The organism is Bacillus sp. 05T21 (assembly GCF_056396785.1).
This window is the reverse complement of record NZ_JBFTMD010000001.1, coordinates 587831-604111: the sequence shown is the minus strand read 5'-3', so window position 1 is coordinate 604111 and position 16281 is coordinate 587831. Positions and strand designations below refer to the sequence as shown.

The 16281-nt window shown below is 36.0% G+C and carries 16 protein-coding genes and 1 tRNA gene; 14 read left to right on the top strand and 3 right to left on the bottom strand.

Annotation, left to right across the window (positions count from 1 at the left end):
* Positions 1–69: 69 nt before the first annotated feature.
* A complete protein-coding gene (locus AC1DKZ_RS03225; protein ID WP_002129120.1) occupies positions 70–435 on the bottom strand; it encodes a hypothetical protein in 366 nt (121 codons plus the stop codon).
* A gap of 66 nt (positions 436–501) precedes the next feature.
* On the bottom strand, positions 502–1269 hold the full coding sequence (yqgB, locus tag AC1DKZ_RS03220; RefSeq protein WP_002034056.1) for a protein YqgB: 768 nt from the start codon (positions 1267–1269) through the stop codon (positions 502–504).
* A gap of 239 nt (positions 1270–1508) precedes the next feature.
* Between yqgB and AC1DKZ_RS03215 the strand changes: the two genes are divergently transcribed.
* The 14 genes from AC1DKZ_RS03215 (at position 1509) to glcK (ending at position 15921) form a co-directional block, all read left to right on the top strand.
* Positions 1509–1582: transfer RNA gene (locus tag AC1DKZ_RS03215), tRNA-Ile, on the top strand.
* Between the two features lie 223 nt (positions 1583–1805).
* The gene (sodA, locus tag AC1DKZ_RS03210; protein WP_476995639.1) at positions 1806–2417 is read left to right on the top strand and encodes a superoxide dismutase [Mn]; all 612 of its coding nucleotides are present in this window, start codon (positions 1806–1808) and stop codon (positions 2415–2417) included.
* A 122-nt stretch (positions 2418–2539) separates the two neighbouring features.
* The gene (locus AC1DKZ_RS03205) at positions 2540–3817 is read left to right on the top strand and encodes an MFS transporter (RefSeq protein WP_002015154.1); all 1278 of its coding nucleotides are present in this window, start codon (positions 2540–2542) and stop codon (positions 3815–3817) included.
* Positions 3818–3926: 109 nt separating this feature from the next.
* On the top strand, positions 3927–6053 hold the full coding sequence (locus AC1DKZ_RS03200; RefSeq protein WP_476995638.1) for a peptidoglycan D,D-transpeptidase FtsI family protein: 2127 nt from the start codon (positions 3927–3929) through the stop codon (positions 6051–6053).
* A gap of 522 nt (positions 6054–6575) precedes the next feature.
* Positions 6576–7493 (top strand): PstS family phosphate ABC transporter substrate-binding protein, encoded by a 918-nt coding sequence (locus tag AC1DKZ_RS03195; RefSeq protein ID WP_098635939.1) that lies wholly within the window; start codon positions 6576–6578, stop codon positions 7491–7493.
* Positions 7494–7520: 27 nt separating this feature from the next.
* A complete protein-coding gene (gene pstC / locus AC1DKZ_RS03190) occupies positions 7521–8471 on the top strand; it encodes a phosphate ABC transporter permease subunit PstC (protein ID WP_476995637.1) in 951 nt (316 codons plus the stop codon).
* Between the two features lies 1 nt (position 8472).
* Positions 8473–9339, top strand: coding sequence for a phosphate ABC transporter permease PstA (pstA, locus tag AC1DKZ_RS03185; RefSeq protein ID WP_002088645.1), 867 nt, complete (start codon positions 8473–8475; stop codon positions 9337–9339).
* A 28-nt stretch (positions 9340–9367) separates the two neighbouring features.
* Positions 9368–10183, top strand: a complete 816-nt coding sequence (gene pstB, locus AC1DKZ_RS03180; protein WP_002088644.1) for a phosphate ABC transporter ATP-binding protein — start codon at positions 9368–9370, stop codon at positions 10181–10183.
* A 172-nt stretch (positions 10184–10355) separates the two neighbouring features.
* Positions 10356–11012, top strand: coding sequence for a phosphate signaling complex protein PhoU (gene phoU / locus AC1DKZ_RS03175; RefSeq protein ID WP_002015145.1), 657 nt, complete (start codon positions 10356–10358; stop codon positions 11010–11012).
* Between the two features lie 345 nt (positions 11013–11357).
* Positions 11358–13712 carry a sugar phosphate nucleotidyltransferase gene (locus tag AC1DKZ_RS03170; protein ID WP_476995636.1) on the top strand — a complete coding sequence of 785 codons (2355 nt, stop codon included), beginning with the start codon at positions 11358–11360 and terminating at the stop codon, positions 13710–13712.
* Between the two features lie 69 nt (positions 13713–13781).
* The gene (gene rpmG / locus AC1DKZ_RS03165) at positions 13782–13931 is read left to right on the top strand and encodes a 50S ribosomal protein L33 (RefSeq protein ID WP_001265616.1); all 150 of its coding nucleotides are present in this window, start codon (positions 13782–13784) and stop codon (positions 13929–13931) included.
* A 104-nt stretch (positions 13932–14035) separates the two neighbouring features.
* Entirely contained in the window at positions 14036–14614 is a 579-nt protein-coding gene (locus AC1DKZ_RS03160; protein WP_002034038.1) for a 5-formyltetrahydrofolate cyclo-ligase, read from the top strand.
* A 103-nt stretch (positions 14615–14717) separates the two neighbouring features.
* A complete protein-coding gene (locus AC1DKZ_RS03155) occupies positions 14718–14918 on the top strand; it encodes a YqgQ family protein (RefSeq protein WP_000253699.1) in 201 nt (66 codons plus the stop codon).
* A gap of 19 nt (positions 14919–14937) precedes the next feature.
* Positions 14938–15921 carry a glucokinase gene (glcK, locus tag AC1DKZ_RS03150; protein ID WP_476995635.1) on the top strand — a complete coding sequence of 328 codons (984 nt, stop codon included), beginning with the start codon at positions 14938–14940 and terminating at the stop codon, positions 15919–15921.
* Positions 15922–16001: 80 nt separating this feature from the next.
* On the opposite strand, the gene AC1DKZ_RS03145 is transcribed toward glcK, so the two are convergent.
* Positions 16002–16175 (bottom strand): DUF2759 domain-containing protein, encoded by a 174-nt coding sequence (locus AC1DKZ_RS03145; protein WP_002015138.1) that lies wholly within the window; start codon positions 16173–16175, stop codon positions 16002–16004.
* Positions 16176–16281 lie beyond the last annotated feature (106 nt).

The window sequence follows — 16281 nt, the reverse complement described above, 5'->3', positions numbered from 1 at the left end:
AAAGTACTCGGTTTCACTTTTACTATTGTATCAGCGCTTTTATGTAATTGACAAGGATTAAGTGATTGCTTATTGATATAAGGGGAATTTATAAGACTTTCCAACTTGGATTTTTGTAGCAGATGTATTTTTATTTAATTGCTTAAAATCATCAATTACTTTTTCAATAGAAGGAATTTTTTTCTTATTAATAGCTTCTGTAATAGAAAGAACTGTATCGCCAGTTTTTACTTCGATTGCTTTATAAGCTGTATCCGTTTCTTTTTCTGTTTCTTTCTCTTTATTTTGTTTTGTATCTGTATTTTCTTTTTTTATCGTTTGGGCAGCAGATGTTTTTTTGTATGAACTTAACATCGGTAAAGTACCGATTTTTATGTCGTAATAAAATATATAACCGAGGACAAGCACGAATAAGAGTACACCTAATCTCTTCATATCCTTCACTCCTTTGCTAGGAATATATGCTTGTCCAAAAAAAAAATGCCTATTTAGGCATTTTTTTTATAGTTCTTGTTTTTCTTTCGGCTTTGGAACTTCTTTAATTGTTAAGTATAGAACGATTAAAACAACTGCAATGTAAATGAATGTTGCGCCAGGTACGTTTATTTTGAATAAATCCATAATCATAAAGAAGATTGTTGGAATTGTGTAGCTGTAAGCAGTTAATGTCCAAACTTGTTTATAAGATAATTTGCGTTGACCGCTCATCGCAGAACCGATGAAGGCAAGCAATGTAACTCCTACAAAGGTAATAAATAATTGGAACAAGTACAGTAAGAACCCAATAACGAATAATAAGATTGGATAAATACTGTCAAATAACGAAATGAAATCTTGTAAATCTTTTTTCTCAAGAGATGCGCCTAATAAGTCATTGTAGGAGTATGTTTGTGTTTGACCATTCCCCATGGAGACTACTTTATCTTTTAAAACAAATAAACCTGTTTTATTTTGATATTTTTCTAAGTCTGTTGAATTTGGATCAAATACGAAAAGGGCATTTCCATCTTCTTTTTCGATAGGTTGATCAATATCAGCTGTTAGCTCGCCATTTTCAATTTTAAAATCAGGTAAATCTTTTTCGATTACTTTATTTACCATGTTAACACCATCTTGAATAACGCTACCGTACAAGAAAGTTCTTGGAATAGTAGTGATTAGGCAAAGAAGCATAATATACAAAATGGTTTTACCGATTTTTTGAAAACGGAAAAGCGCCATATCTTTAGGCGAATATACGCTTTTTGCTAGCTGTGTAAAAATGGACATAGATTCACTTCCTTTATGTATGTATAAAATCATTGTAACGTACGAATCTAGAGAAGCTCAAGATATATTATATTTACATATAGTAGAGAAGACTAAATTCCTTCTTATTAATTTACTTCTTTTAGTAGAGAAAAATACAATTGACACTTTTCTTTCGTATATGGTAAATTTATCTTACATTTTTCAAACGATATATCCGATTGGAATTTAGTTGTTTTTAATGGTACATACATAATCGTGGACCCTTAGCTCAGTTGGTTAGAGCAGACGGCTCATAACCGTCCGGTCGTAGGTTCGAGTCCTACAGGGTCCATATCCATTTCATATGTTTATTATGTCAGCAGGAAGCTTCCTTGTAGAAGGAAGCTTTTTTTCGGAATATATGAGCATTTTAATTGAAAAGAAGTGGGAATTTTGCTACTTTAATGATAGCAAGACAAAGCGATTTATTTGTTTGCACCCTATGGCAATTAGGGTAGAATGAAGTTGTAGGTCACATATGTAGTGACAATACATAAACCGGGAGGAATATAACAATGGCAAAACACGAATTACCAAATTTACCTTATGCGTATGATGCTTTAGAACCTCACTTTGATAAAGAAACAATGAACATCCATCATACAAAACATCACAACACGTATATTACAAACTTAAACGCTGCTTTAGAAGGTCATGCAGAATTAGCTGACAAAAGCGTTGAAGAATTAGTTGCAAACTTAAACGAAGTACCTGAAGCAATCCGTACAGCAGTACGTAACAATGGTGGCGGACATGCTAACCATACATTCTTCTGGACAATCCTATCTCCAAACGGCGGGGGACAACCAGTAGGCRAACTTGCAACTGCGATTGAAGCGAAATTCGGTAGCTTCGATGCATTCAAAGCAGAATTCGCAAAAGCTGGCGCAACTCGCTTCGGTTCTGGTTGGGCTTGGTTAGTAGTAAACAATGGTGAATTAGAAGTAACAAGCACTCCAAACCAAGATTCTCCTCTAACTGAAGGTAAAACTCCAGTTATCGGTTTAGATGTTTGGGAGCATGCTTACTACTTAAATTACCAAAATCGTCGTCCTGACTACATCGGTGCATTCTGGAACGTTGTAGATTGGAACGTTGCTGAAAAACTTTACCAAGAAGCAAAATAATTAAAGTTAATACAGCTAGAAAAAAGCTAGGGGGTTTTCTCCTAGCTTTTTTCTATGTTCTCCTTTTACATAATTGAGCTTGTCTTTGGAAGACTAGAAAATGAAGTAAAGGAGAGTTGTGTATGAAGTGGAAACATGTAATCGGTGATGTTGAAGTGAATCGGGATTTAGTATTATTGCTCGTTATAGGAGGTTTATACACGCTCGCAATTTCTTTATCGAATACGTTTGTAAACATTTATTTATGGAAGCAAACACAAAATTATGTGAATCTGGGCTTGTATAATTTGGCCAGCGTTGTATTGCAGCCTCTAACATTTCTTGTGGGCGGGAAATTAGCGAAACGTATTGATCGCTCGATTTTATTGAGAATCGGTGTAGGCACGTTAGCTGTTTTTTTTATCGTCGTTTTAGTAGCGGGAAAAAGTGCATCTCACTATATTTTATTAATGGGAGCTCTTTTAGGAGTTGGTTATGGTTTTTATTGGCTCGCTTTTAACTTGTTAACATTTGAGATTACAGAACCAGAAACAAGAGATTTTTTTAACGGTTTTCTAGGACTTCTTACATCGTTCTCTGGAATGATTGGACCGATAGCGGCAGGATATACAATTTCACGTATGGAAAAATGGAGTGGTTATACTGTCGTTTTCTTCCTCTCGTTAATGCTATTTGCGGTTGCAGTCGTTCTAAGCTTTTTTTTATCGAAGAGGGAATGTGAAGGACGCTATGAAATTGTGCAAGTATTGAAAGAGCGGCAAGTTGATGAAAACTGGGGAAGAATTACGCGCGCTCATTTCTTCCAAGGTTTGAGAGAGGGAACGTTTATTTTCGTTATTTCAGTATATGTCTATTTAGCATCTGGTAGCGAGTTAGCACTAGGGAAATATAGTTTAGTGAATTCTGCAGTATCATTTGTATGCTATTATTTAGTTGCTCGTATGTTAAAGAAAGAATGGCGAAAAAAAGCAATTTTACTTGGTGGCATTATTTTATATGCGGTCGTATTTTTAGTTATTTTTAATGTTACATATACGAAATTACTTATTTATGCAGCATGTATTGCGGTTGCATATCCGATTTTACTCGTTCCGTACGGCTCAATGACATACGATGTAATTGGTAGAGCAAAACAGGCGAGAGAATGGCGTGTAGAATATATAGTGGTCAGGGAATTATGGTTAAATGCCGGAAGAATTTGTTCCATTTTAAGTTTTTTATGTGCTGTCATATTTTTTCCGCCTGAAAAAAGTTTACCTTTCTTATTATGTATTTTAGGAGCTGGACATTTTCTTATTTATTTTGCAGTTAAAAATGTCAAATATGATGAGGGGAATGTGAACAAAACCAGTGTTGTAGCGCAAGGAAGCACGCAGAATCAAACTGAACCAGAAGGTTAACTTATCGCGTGTTTTATGCTAGAATAGAAAAAGATGTAAGACAGCAGTGAGGGCACCTGTATGAAGGTGTCCCTTTCACATTACATAGCTGTTGGTAGAGGGGGTTTGTATGAGCAAGAAGCAGAAACAACAAAAGAAAAAGACCCACGTTCCTTTTCGGTTAAACGTGTTGTTTTTTTGCGTGTTTTTAATGTTCTCCGCGGTTATTGTAAGGCTTGGATACGTACAAATTGTTCGTGGTGAGGAATATAAAAATGAAGTTGAGAAAAAAGAAAACTCAACGATAAGTAATCCTGTACCACGCGGGAAAATATTTGATCGTAATGGAGAAGCGGTCGTAGATAATGAGCCTATTCGTACAATTACATTTACAAAAATGAAGGGATCAACTGCAGCAGATCGCTTAGAGACGGCGAAAAAGTTAGCAGATTTAATTGAAGTCCCAACAGATAAGTTAACAGATCGCGATAAGAAAGATTATTGGCTTGCTTTACATAAAGAAGAAGCAGAAGCAAAAATCACAAAAAAAGATCGTGAAGAGTTTAAAGTGAATAAAATTGACGATAAAGAACTAGATGAACGTCAACGAAATCGTGTAACAGAAGAAGAGATTAATCAACTGTCAGCAAAAGATTTAGAAATATTGGCGATCAAAAGTAAGATGGAAAGCGGATATGCAATGACGCCGCAAATCGTTAAAAAAAATGCAACACCGGAAGAATACGCGATTATTAGTGAAAATTTAGCGAAATTACCAGGTGTAGATACAAATGTTGACTGGGAGCGAAAATATAAGTATGACGATATGTTCCGAAGTGTACTTGGTGGTGTAACTTCTTCTGATGAAGGGTTACCGAGAGAAAGATTAGATCACTATCTTGTTCGTGATTATAATCGTAACGATCGCGTAGGAAAAAGTTACCTTGAGCAACAGTACGAAGATAGTTTACACGGCACAAAAGCTGAAGTTAGAAATGTTACAGATAAAGACGGTAATATTTTAGAAACTATTAATGTGTCACAAGGACAACGAGGTAATGATCTGAATTTAACGATTGATATGAAATTACAAAAGCGCGTAGAAGAAATTCTTACAAAAAACTTAATGAGATTTAAAGGGAGCGAGCCTCTTTTAGACCGTGCATTCGTTGTAATGATGAACCCGAAAAATGGTGAAGTTTTATCTATGGCGGGGAAACAATTAGTGAATAAAGACGGGGAAACGAAAGTAGATGATTTTGCATTAGGAACGATGACAAGTTCTTATCCGATGGGTTCAACTGTAAAAGGTGCGACAGTACTTACGGGGTATCAAACTGGTGCGATTCAACCTGGAGCTGTACAGTATGATGAACCGATTAAATTAAAAGGGACACCTACGAAGTCATCTTGGAAACAGATGGGGTATATTAATGACCTAACAGCGTTAAAACAGTCTTCAAACGTTTATATGTTTAAAACAGCGATGAATATCGCTGGGGTTCCATATGTACGAGGCGGTACGTTAGATATTCCGAAAAGTGCATTCGATACTATGCGTTACTATTTTGGTCAGTTTGGACTTGGTGTGAAAACAGGAATTGATTTGCCAAATGAAACTGCTGGTCAAATAGGTAAAGGAAATCAACCAGGTTTCTTATTAGATTTATCAATCGGGCAGTATGATACGTATACACCGCTTCAATTAGCGCAATATATTTCGACGATTGCAAATGGTGGATATCGTATGCAACCCCAAGTTGTAAAGGAAATTCGTCAGCCATCGGCGAAGCCAGAGGAAGTTGGAAAAGTTGTTCAATCCATGGAACCGAAAGTATTAAATCGTGTTGATATGCCTGAATCACAAATTAAACGTGTTCAAGAAGGATTTAGACAAGTGTTTAACGATACAGGTGGTACAGCTACAAAATACTTTGCAGGTGCACCGTATAAAGCCGCTGGGAAAACAGGTACAGCTCAAACTGTATATGGCGGAGATAAAGAGATTGGTAGAAATGCAAAGGGTGAGCGTGTTGAAACATATAACTTAACATTAGTAGGTTATGCGCCACTTGAAGATCCAGAAGTAGCATTTTCTGTTGTTGTGCCATGGGTACATGATGATAAAACAGGGATTAATGGATATATCAGTCGTGAAATTATGGATGCTTACTTTGATTTGAAAAACCAAGCATTAACTGGTGAAGCTCCGCAAGATGAAAAAGCGAAAAAAAATAAAAATCAAGATGATGAATAAAAAAGTTGTAAAAAAAGCACACTATCTGAAAAGATAGTGTGCTTTTTTTTATGCCTTACGCATATGGTTTAGTAAATGTGGACAAGCATAAAATATTGAAAAAACATGTAGTTTCAAAAACGATGAACGCAACAAGATTAGTGCATACGCTCTAAGTTTGTTGTGTGTGATAGGCGATAGCAGTTTTATCCCGCATTTGAGGGCGTTAAAACTCCCACCTCAAAATTCAGCTGGAGCAAAGAAGTTAGGTGGGAGCCCTGCTGCCCGTAAACGCCCGATTGGTGAGGGCTAATAATCAGTGGGGGGATGAACAAAACCCCCACTAATTAAAGTTTCGCTTTATGGATGATTAGAAAATTTCCTGCATCTAAAGTACAAAAGTGAAAATAAAGTTTGTGTATACAGTTGTTTTTGTGGGACTTTACAAAACTTTTACAAATAATTAAAACCGAATTAATAGTTTAGCAGTATTCTTATATCTGTAATCCTGTTATTTCCGGTTACTTCTAGGAGGAAGAACACGTGAAATGGATGAGCACATCGATTAAAGTTTTGACATTATCGACATGTTTCCTTTGTTTTAATATGTCTACTGCATTCGCTACAAATGAAATGGGAGAAGTGAGAGTTGATGGATCCTCAACGGTTTTCCCCATTATAGAGGCAGTAGCAGAGGAATATACAAAGGCCCATCCAAACGTGAAAATTTCTATTAGTATTTCTGGGACAGGGGGAGGATTTAATCGTTTCAGTAAAGGAGAAGTAGATATAAACAATGCTTCGAGATTGATGAAACCGGTAGAAGAAAAAGCAATGCAGAAAAAATTCATTCAATTTACACCATTTGAGGTTGCTTATGACGGTCTAACGATTGTTGTGAATCGTCAAAATACGTGGGTAAACAATATGACGATAGACGAGTTACGTCTATTATGGAGTGAAAATGGAAGATTGAAACGATGGTCACAAATTCATTCATCATGGCCTCGTGAACAAGTTAAATTTTATGCGCCAGGCGTAGACTCTGGTACTTATGATTATTTCCAAAATGTTGTCTTACAAAATAATCGCCTTGTAAAAACGGTTTCTTTGTCTGAAGACGATCAAGTTATTATGCAAGGGGTAATGAATGATAAAAATGCCATTGCTTTTGTAGGATATGCTTATTATATGGCCAATCGAGATAAGGTAAAAGCAATACAGGTGGATGGTGTATTTCCAACGAAAGAGACCATTCAGTCGGGTACGTATAAGCCATTATCTAGGCCGCTATTTACGTATGTGAATCATGCATCTATCAGAAATAAAATTAATGTAGCAAATTATGTTGAGTTTATGATTAAGCATGTTGGAAGCCTTGCTGAAGAGGTCGGATATGTAAAATTACCAAAAGAAAAATATAATGAACAGCTGCGAATGTTAACAGAAATAAAAAGGTAATGTCAGGGTGGAGAGGGGTTTTCATCTTTGGCTCATAAAGACAAAAGTCAAATTACATTTTCTGTACAACATTTGATTGAGAGAAATACAAATAGAAGAAAAAAAACGCAGCGAATCAATCGAATTGTTCCGTTAATACTAAAAGCCATTGCTAGCGTGTCCATTGTAACGACACTTGGAATTATTATTACGTTGGCAAATGAAACAATCATGTTTTTTCAAAAGATATCATTGTATTCTTTTTTGACAGAGAAGGAATGGTTACCTTTTTTTGAAGATCCAAAATTCGGTATATTACCACTTATATGTGGAACAATCCTTGTAACAGCAATTGCCATGTTCGTAGCAATTCCTATTGGTTTAGGTTGTGCCGTGTTTTTAAGCGAATACGCTTCGAATGGCGCTCGGAAAATATTAAAACCGTTGTTAGAGCTACTAGCAGGCATCCCGACAATTGTATATGGTTTTTTCGCGTTAACAGTTGTCACACCACTTTTACAACGGGTTATACCAGATTTGCAGTTTTTTAATGCTATTAGTCCAGGTATTGTTATAGGGTTTATGATGATACCGACGATTGCATCTCTCTCTGAAGATGCGATGAGAGCTGTAGCGAAAGGAATTAAAGAAGCCTCATTAGCGCTAGGAGCAACTCGTTTTGAGATGGTAAAACAAGTGGTGTTTCCATCGGCTTTTACGGGCATAATGGCAGCGATTATATTAGCAGCTTCCAGGGCAATTGGTGAAACGATGATTGTTGTTATTGCAGCTGGATCAACACCTAATGTATCGATAGATCCGACTCATTCTATTCAAACATTAACAGCCTATATTGTACAAGTGAGTTTAGGTGATGCTCCGCACGGAACGATTACTTATTACAGCATGTATGCTGTAGGTGCAACGTTATTTATGTTTACTTTTATTATGAATATCATTTCGCAATATATTATGCGCCGTTTTAGGAGGTTGACATAATATGCGAATGTTAAACCATAAGAACATACAAGAAAATATGGCATCGCGTTTTTTAAAGGATCGGATTTACAAGTGTTTGTTTTATATAGCAATTTTGTTTTCAGTAGTAATACTTTTTATATTGCTTTTTCAAATTTTTGAAAAAGGTATAAGTTATCTTTCAATAGATTTCTTTACAAACTTCGCCTCACGTAATCCGAGAGAAGCTGGGATTGTCGCTGCTTTGTCAGGAACAATACTATTTATGAGCATTGTTATACCAGTCTCTTTTATATTTGGAGTCGGAACAGCTCTTTATTTAGAGCATTATGCGAAGGAGTCCGTTTTTAAAAAGTTAATTGAATTAAATAATCAAACATTAGCAGGGGTACCTTCCGTTGTGTTTGGTTTACTCGGATTAACTATTTTCGTATACGCTCTCCATTTGGGAGAGAGCATAATGGCAGCGGCACTGACGATGAGTTTACTCGTCTTACCAACTGTTGTTGTAGCTAGTCAAGAAGCGATTCGAACTGTGCCGAGCTCATTACTAGAGGCTTCTTACGGATTAGGTGCTACGAAATGGCAAACGATGTATCAAATTGTATTGCCAGTCGCTTTGCCAGGGATTGTAACGGGATGTACGTTAGCGGTATCGAGAGCAATTGGTGAGGCAGCACCATTATTAGTTATTGGGGCCCTTGCCTTTGCAAATTATGTTCCGTTCAGTATGTTTGATAGATTTACGGTTTTACCAATTCAAATTTTTAATTGGATGAGTAGACCACAAGAAGAATTTCAGTATGTAGCAGCAGCTGGGATGATTGTTTTGCTAGGATTGTTGCTCTTTATAAATATATTTGTCTTATGGTTACGAAATCGAAAATAAGTTGGAAGTGGATGAAAGGGGAATTCAAATGGTAGCAACAGTAGTAAATGTACAGGTGAAAAATGAGAAAAAGATTGAGACAGCACCAAAAAAAATAGTATTTGATACGAAAAATTTAAATTTATGGTACGGAGAAGACCATGCTTTAAAAGATATCAACTTAAGTATTCATGAGAATGAAGTAACAGCGATTATCGGTCCAAGTGGTTGTGGGAAATCAACATACTTAAAAACGCTAAATCGTATGGTAGAGTTAGTGCCTATCGTTCGAACTACGGGCGTTATCGAATATAGAGAACGAAACATATTTGATAAATCATATCCGGTTGAAGAATTACGTACGCATGTGGGTATGGTGTTCCAAAAGCCAAATCCATTCCCAAAATCTATTTATGAAAATGTAGCATATGGTCCGAAAATCCATGGTGTTCGTGACAAAAAAACACTTGATGAAATTGTTGAAAATAGCTTGCGCGGCGCAGCTATTTGGGATGAGTTAAAAGATCGTTTGCATGATAATGCATACGGTTTATCTGGTGGTCAGCAACAACGTCTATGCATTGCACGCTGCTTAGCGATTGAGCCAGACGTAATTTTAATGGATGAGCCAACATCGGCGCTAGATCCAATTTCAACATCAAAAGTAGAAGAATTAATTCAGGAGTTAAAGAAAGATTTTAGTATTGTTATCGTAACGCACAACATGCAACAAGCAGCACGAATTTCAGATAAAACTGCTTTCTTCTTAAGTGGAGAAGTTGTGGAATATACAGATACGAACAAATTATTTACAACACCTGCAGATAAGCGTACAGAAGACTACATTACAGGACGATTTGGTTGATATCGCTAGCAAGGCTAAGAGTAAATGCCCTCTTAACAGAGGGCATTTCTCATTTTCACCTCATTTTAAATAGGGGAGTAATATTTCTCTTTTCTCAAGGCTTAATAAACATACAAGAGGCTGGGTAGGGGATTTATATAAAATGGCACATAATATTGAGGGGGAAGAAATGATGGTAAGAGAACAGTTTCAATGTGATTTAAAAACGTTACAGCAAAAGGTGATCGAGCTTGGTGAGTTAGCAAGTGGAGCTTTATTGATTGCTATGGAAGGTCTTCACAACAGGGATGTAGAGAAAGCGTTAGAAGTCATTGATGGGGATTATCGCATGGATAATTTAGAAGAGGAAATAAATGACCTTGCGCTTATGCTTATTACAAAGCAGCAGCCTGTAGCAAGTGATTTAAGAAGAATTTTCATTTCAATTAAAACAGCGACAGATTTAGAACGTATTGCAGACCATGCTGTTAATATTGCGAAATCAACAATTCGTCTTGGTGAAAAAGAAGTGGTTGTTAGTTTGCATAATCTTGAGGAAATGTTTGAGATTGCTCATAAGATGTTAAATTTAGCATTAGAAGCATATGAGCAAGAAAATTTAACTTTTGCTAAACAAATTGCTGAAATGGATGATTCAGTTGATGAAATTTATGGGAAGGCGATTCGTGAATTTATTTCATCTATCCCTGGACAACCAGAAGCGATTACACAAATTACACAACTATCCTTTGTTGCAAGATATATTGAGCGTGTAGCAGACCATGTTACAAATATTGCCGAGAATGTATTTTATGTAGTAAAAGGAAAGCATTATTTATTGAATGAGTAGGGGGAAAAGTAGGTGATGAGAAATCACCTGCTTTTTTTAGTCAAAACATGACAAAAAAAGCTCGTTGTTTCCTTTAGTCTATGATGATAAGATGTATCATAATTAATGGAAAAATAAGTACATATATGTTAGTTACGTCTTATTAATTATTTTACCAAGTTAATGGTAAGCGCTTTCTTTTTGGTGGGAGTTAAAAGGTACATTTATTTATAAAGTGAGGCTTTAATTAGTGGGGCTGTCTCTCGCTGATTGTTAGATCATACCAAACCGGACTTTTACTGCAGTTAATGTGGGGTAAATGATATACGGAGTTCTTGAACATTATATAAGTGGAGGCTGAAGTATATGAAGGGGGTTATTTTAGCTGGAGGAAAAGGGAGACGCCTTAGACCATTAACATGTAATACTCCAAAACCGATGTTACCATTGTTAGAAAAACCAGTTCTTGAATATAATATTGAATTATTACGTCAGCATGGTATTCGTGAAATTGCAATTACAGTTCAATATATGAGTACCGCTATTAAGCGATACTTTGGTGATGGTAGTAAGTGGGGAGTTAACTTGTATTATTTTGAAGATTCTCCTCCGCTTGGAACAGCAGGGAGTATTAAGCAAGCCGAAAGTTTTTTAGATGAAACATTTGTTGTTATTAGTGGGGATGCACTAACTGACTTTCAATTATCAGAAGGAATTGCATTTCATGAACAGAAGAAGAGAATGGTAACGATGTTTGTGAAAGAAGTAGAAAACCCACTCTCATTTGGCTTAGTTGTAATGAATAAAGAACAAGAAATTATACGATATATAGAAAAGCCGAGCTGGAATGAGGTAGTTTCTAATATTGTGAATACAGGTATTTATATAATGGAGCCAGAAATCTTTTCTTACATACCATCCATGGAATTTTCGGATTTCAGTCATGATGTGTTTCCTTTATTGGCAAATAAAAATGCTTTATTTGCATATTTATCAGAAGACTATTGGCTAGATATTGGTACATTTGATCAATATCGGCAAGCTCAATTCGATTTGTTGACGAAAAAATTGAAGGTGCCTATTCCATATACAGAAGTATTACCGATGGTGTGGATGGGAGAAGGTGTAACGATAGGAAAAGGGACGAAAATTCATGGCCCTTCTTTTATTGGAGAAGGAGCAATGATTGGTGCAGGGGCTGTAATTGAACCGTACTCTATTATCGGGAAAAATAGTATCGTTTCAAGTTATTCTCATCTTCAAAAAAGCATCATTTTTGCAAATTCTCATATAGGAAAAAATTGTGAGTTGTTAGAAACAACAATAGGAGATCATACAATGGTCGAAGATGATGTTACACTTTTTCAAAAAAGTATTGTAGCGGATCATTGTCATATAGGGAAAAGTACAGTAATTAAGCAAAAAGGAAAAATATGGCCATATAAGGAGATAGATAGTCATTCGATAGTAGGTTCTGCCGGTGTTAAAGAGAGTGAAAAGAGTGCAGGATGGTTACAAAAAAGCCGAATTGTAGGAAGGGGTAATGTTGAAATTACTCCTCAATTTATTGTGAAAGTTGCAATGGCTTATGGATCTCTTTTTGCCAAGGGGGAGAGTATATTGATTGGAAGTCAGGAAAATATAGAAACAACTTCCTTTAAAAATTTATTCCTCCATGCCATTCATGGCAGCGGGATTCATACGATGGAATGTAAAGAAATGAATGAGTCGCTTTTTCAGTATGCCATTCATAATTTGCAATGTGCAGGTGGAGTTTTCGTTCAAATGGAAAGCGAAAGAGGGATTGTTATACAACTGTATGGCAAGGAGGGCTCGTTTTTAACGTATAAGCAGCAAAAAGAGATAGAACAAGTATATATGTCTGAGTCGTTTTATTACGCTTCTGAGAAAGAACTGGGGCGAAATAAGCTAGTTCACGTTTCTGCAAATAATTATGTAGAAGCTGTGTTAGAGCGTATTGATATTGAAACGATACAAAAACAGAAGTTTCATCTTCTTATTAATAAGAGAAATGATATGTTACAACATTTACTTATGATTTTTTTGCAAAGGCTCGGATGCACAGTTACATGGATTTATGCGGGCGAACAAAAGCATCATGTGAAAGCCTTGATGAAATCAAGTAAAGCAAATATGGCACTTATGTTTTCAGAGCAAGGAAATTATTTCGAGTTATATGATAATCATAGTAATATTTACCAGGGAACAGATTTTGAAGAGGTAGATATTCCAGATTTATTACTTGAATCGGCAGGAAATATTTACCCGATGTCTTTGAAATTAGGAGAATGTTACCTTCTATTTTATACGCAGGATGAAAAAAAGTCGTTTCAAGCGAGATGGAAGCGAGATATTTTATATCGAATTGGAAAATTATTCGAGCTAATAGCATTGCAGGGAAAAACATTTCTCAGCATAGTAGAGCAATCACCTCCGCTCTATCTACTTTGTGATGAAGTTGTATGTTCATGGAATGAAAAAGGGAAAATAATGAGGAAATTATTGGCTGATATGGAAAGAAAGGCAGAAGGTATATTTGAAGGAGTACAGTTCAAATATACCGAAAAAGAGTGGTCTTATATCGTTTCTGACACAAAACAACCGAAATTTTTAGTGTATTCGCATGCTAGAAACCCAGTAATAGCAAGGGAAAACATGAAAAATCTTATAGAAAAAATTAGACAATATCAAAAGGTGTAGAATTTTTATTTTAAAAGTGGTATTATAGTATAGTCTGATTTAAGTTATTAGTACTGGAGGGAAATAAGAATGCGTGTGAATATTACTCTAGCATGTACAGAATGCGGAGATCGTAACTATATCTCAAAGAAAAACAAACGTAACAACGCTGAGCGTATCGAGCTTAAAAAGTATTGCAAGCGTGACAAGAAGTCTACGTTACACCGTGAAACAAAGTAAGCAGTAGGAATATTTTCCTACTGTTTCTTTTTTTATTCGGTTCCTCTGTTAAAAGTGATACACTATCATCGTAGAGCAAAGTGTCACTGTGAGGGGGAAAATGTGTGAGAGAAGAGAAACTACGTTTACGTAAACAAATAATAGAACACATGAATTCTTTATCAGAAGAACGGTATACAACTTTATCAGAGCAAATTGCAGCTTCGTTGTATGCGCAAAAAGAGTGGGTTGAAGCTAAAACAATTGGAATCACCCTCTCAATGGAAAATGAAGTGAATACATATCCTATTATCGAAAAAGCTTGGGAAGAAGGAAAGAAAGTTGTTGTTCCGAAGTGTAATAAAGGAACACGAACGATGTCTTTCCGGAAAATTAGTAATTTTGATCAATTAGAAACAGTGTATATGAATTTACGTGAACCAATTCCAGCGCTTACGGAAGAAGTGAATGCAGATGAAATTGATCTTCAAATCGTGCCAGGCGTAGCTTATACAGAGCGAGGAGAACGGATTGGATATGGTGGTGGCTATTATGATCGTTATCTCGTGCATTATAAAGGGAAAGCGCTATCATTAGCTTATAGTTTTCAAATGGTAGAACATATTCCAGTAGAGCCATTTGATAAAAATGTAGAAAAAATTATTACAGAAAAAGGAACAATGGTTAAAAATGGGCTTGTATAGACAAATAAAAATTGACGAGACTTTTTCTTCGTGATTATAATAAAATATGTGAACGTTTTCTTATTATAATTTTTTATAGTAAGTGAGCATAGAGGGTGATGAAATGGTATCTATTTATGATATTCAGCAATTGCTAAAGAAATTTGGTACGATTATTTATACGGGTGATCGAATTGCAGATTTACAATTAATGCAAGATGAATTGCGTGAATTAAATCAATCACAGCTAATCGACCCACAAGACTATCAAACAGCTTTATTTTTATTGAAGCAAGAAATTCAAAAAGAGCTAAATAAGAATTAGATAAAGGTAGGTAAGTAACATGGAAGAGAAATGGTTAGTTGGTGTTGACCTTGGTGGTACAACGATTAAATTAGCATTTATTAATGTGTATGGTGAAATTTTACATAAGTGGGAAATTCCTACGAATACAAATGAACAAGGAAAACATATTACACTTGATGTAGCGAAAGCTATTGATAAAAAGTTAGAAGAATTAGGGGAATTAAAAAGCAAGCTAATTGGTATTGGTATGGGAGCTCCTGGTCCTGTACATGTGGCATCTGGAATGATTTATGAAGCGGTTAATTTAGGATGGAAAAACTATCCGTTAAAAGACTTGCTAGAAGTAGAAACAGGATTACCTGTTGTTATTGATAATGATGCAAACTTAGCGGCGCTTGGTGAAATGTGGAAAGGTGCTGGCGAAGGAGCAAAAGATTTAATTTGTATGACACTTGGCACTGGTGTTGGTGGTGGTGTTATCGCCAATGGTGAGATTGTACATGGTATAAGCGGTGCTGCTGGTGAGATTGGACATATTACAGTTGTTACAGAGAGCGCTTTTCCATGTAATTGCGGAAAGTCAGGTTGTTTAGAAACGGTAGCCTCTGCAACAGGTATTGTACGTGTTGCTATGCAACAAATACAAGAGACAGATAAAGAAAGTGTTTTACGTTCTATGTTAGCAGAAGAAGGGCTTATTACATCAAAAGATGTGTTTGAAGCGCTTGGACAAGGTGATGAACTAGCAGGTGAAGTAGTGGAAAAAGTAGCTTCTTATTTAGGATTAGCTGTAGCGAACCTTGCTAGTACGTTGAACCCAGAGAAAATCGTAATTGGTGGTGGCGTATCTAAAGCTGGAGATTCACTATTAGAACCAATTCAACGTTATTTCGAGCAATATGCTTTCTCTCGTGCTGTAAAGAGTACGAAGTTAGCAATTGCAATACTTGGTAATGATGCAGGTGTAATTGGAGGAGCGTGGCTTGTAAAAAAGCACAAATACGAGGCGAAGATGATATAAGTTGTGAATAATGAAAAGAGGAAGGGGCCCCCTTCCTCTTTTTATGCAAGATCTTGTTGGAGAATAAAAATGTAAATAGATTAAGCTGTTGGTGGGTACCCATTATATAGAACAGTCATGATTGTAAACCATCCGAAAACAAGTACGGTTGCAATAGCGAAGCCGCCCGCGAATAAGTTTTTTTCGCGAAGTGTTCTAAGCGTAGCAAATACAGCTAACAGAGTGACTAGCGTAAAAATAATAACAAGGCCCATACAATATCCTCCTCTGTCTACTCATTCCTTAGAATGAGTTTTTAGAATATTTACTCTTTTATATTGTACATGTTTTAAAAATGATTGTCGAGATGACACGCCTTCT

Bases quoted from the DNA above. Each gene is read 5' to 3' on its own strand.
- AC1DKZ_RS03145 (WP_002015138.1), bottom strand. From the start codon at position 16,175: ATGGGCCTTGTTATTATTTTTACGCTAGTCACTCTGTTAGCTGTATTT.
- AC1DKZ_RS03200 (WP_476995638.1), top strand. From the start codon at position 3,927: ATGAGCAAGAAGCAGAAACAACAAAAGAAAAAGACCCACGTTCCTTTT.
- phoU (WP_002015145.1), top strand. From the start codon at position 10,356: ATGGTAAGAGAACAGTTTCAATGTGATTTAAAAACGTTACAGCAAAAG.
- pstB (WP_002088644.1), top strand. From the start codon at position 9,368: ATGGTAGCAACAGTAGTAAATGTACAGGTGAAAAATGAGAAAAAGATT.
- AC1DKZ_RS03225 (WP_002129120.1), bottom strand. From the start codon at position 435: ATGAAGAGATTAGGTGTACTCTTATTCGTGCTTGTCCTCGGTTATATA.
- AC1DKZ_RS03155 (WP_000253699.1), top strand. From the start codon at position 14,718: ATGGTATCTATTTATGATATTCAGCAATTGCTAAAGAAATTTGGTACG.
- rpmG (WP_001265616.1), top strand. From the start codon at position 13,782: ATGCGTGTGAATATTACTCTAGCATGTACAGAATGCGGAGATCGTAAC.
- AC1DKZ_RS03205 (WP_002015154.1), top strand. From the start codon at position 2,540: ATGAAGTGGAAACATGTAATCGGTGATGTTGAAGTGAATCGGGATTTA.
- glcK (WP_476995635.1), top strand. From the start codon at position 14,938: ATGGAAGAGAAATGGTTAGTTGGTGTTGACCTTGGTGGTACAACGATT.
- AC1DKZ_RS03170 (WP_476995636.1), top strand. From the start codon at position 11,358: ATGAAGGGGGTTATTTTAGCTGGAGGAAAAGGGAGACGCCTTAGACCA.
- yqgB (WP_002034056.1), bottom strand. From the start codon at position 1,269: ATGTCCATTTTTACACAGCTAGCAAAAAGCGTATATTCGCCTAAAGAT.
- pstA (WP_002088645.1), top strand. From the start codon at position 8,473: ATGCGAATGTTAAACCATAAGAACATACAAGAAAATATGGCATCGCGT.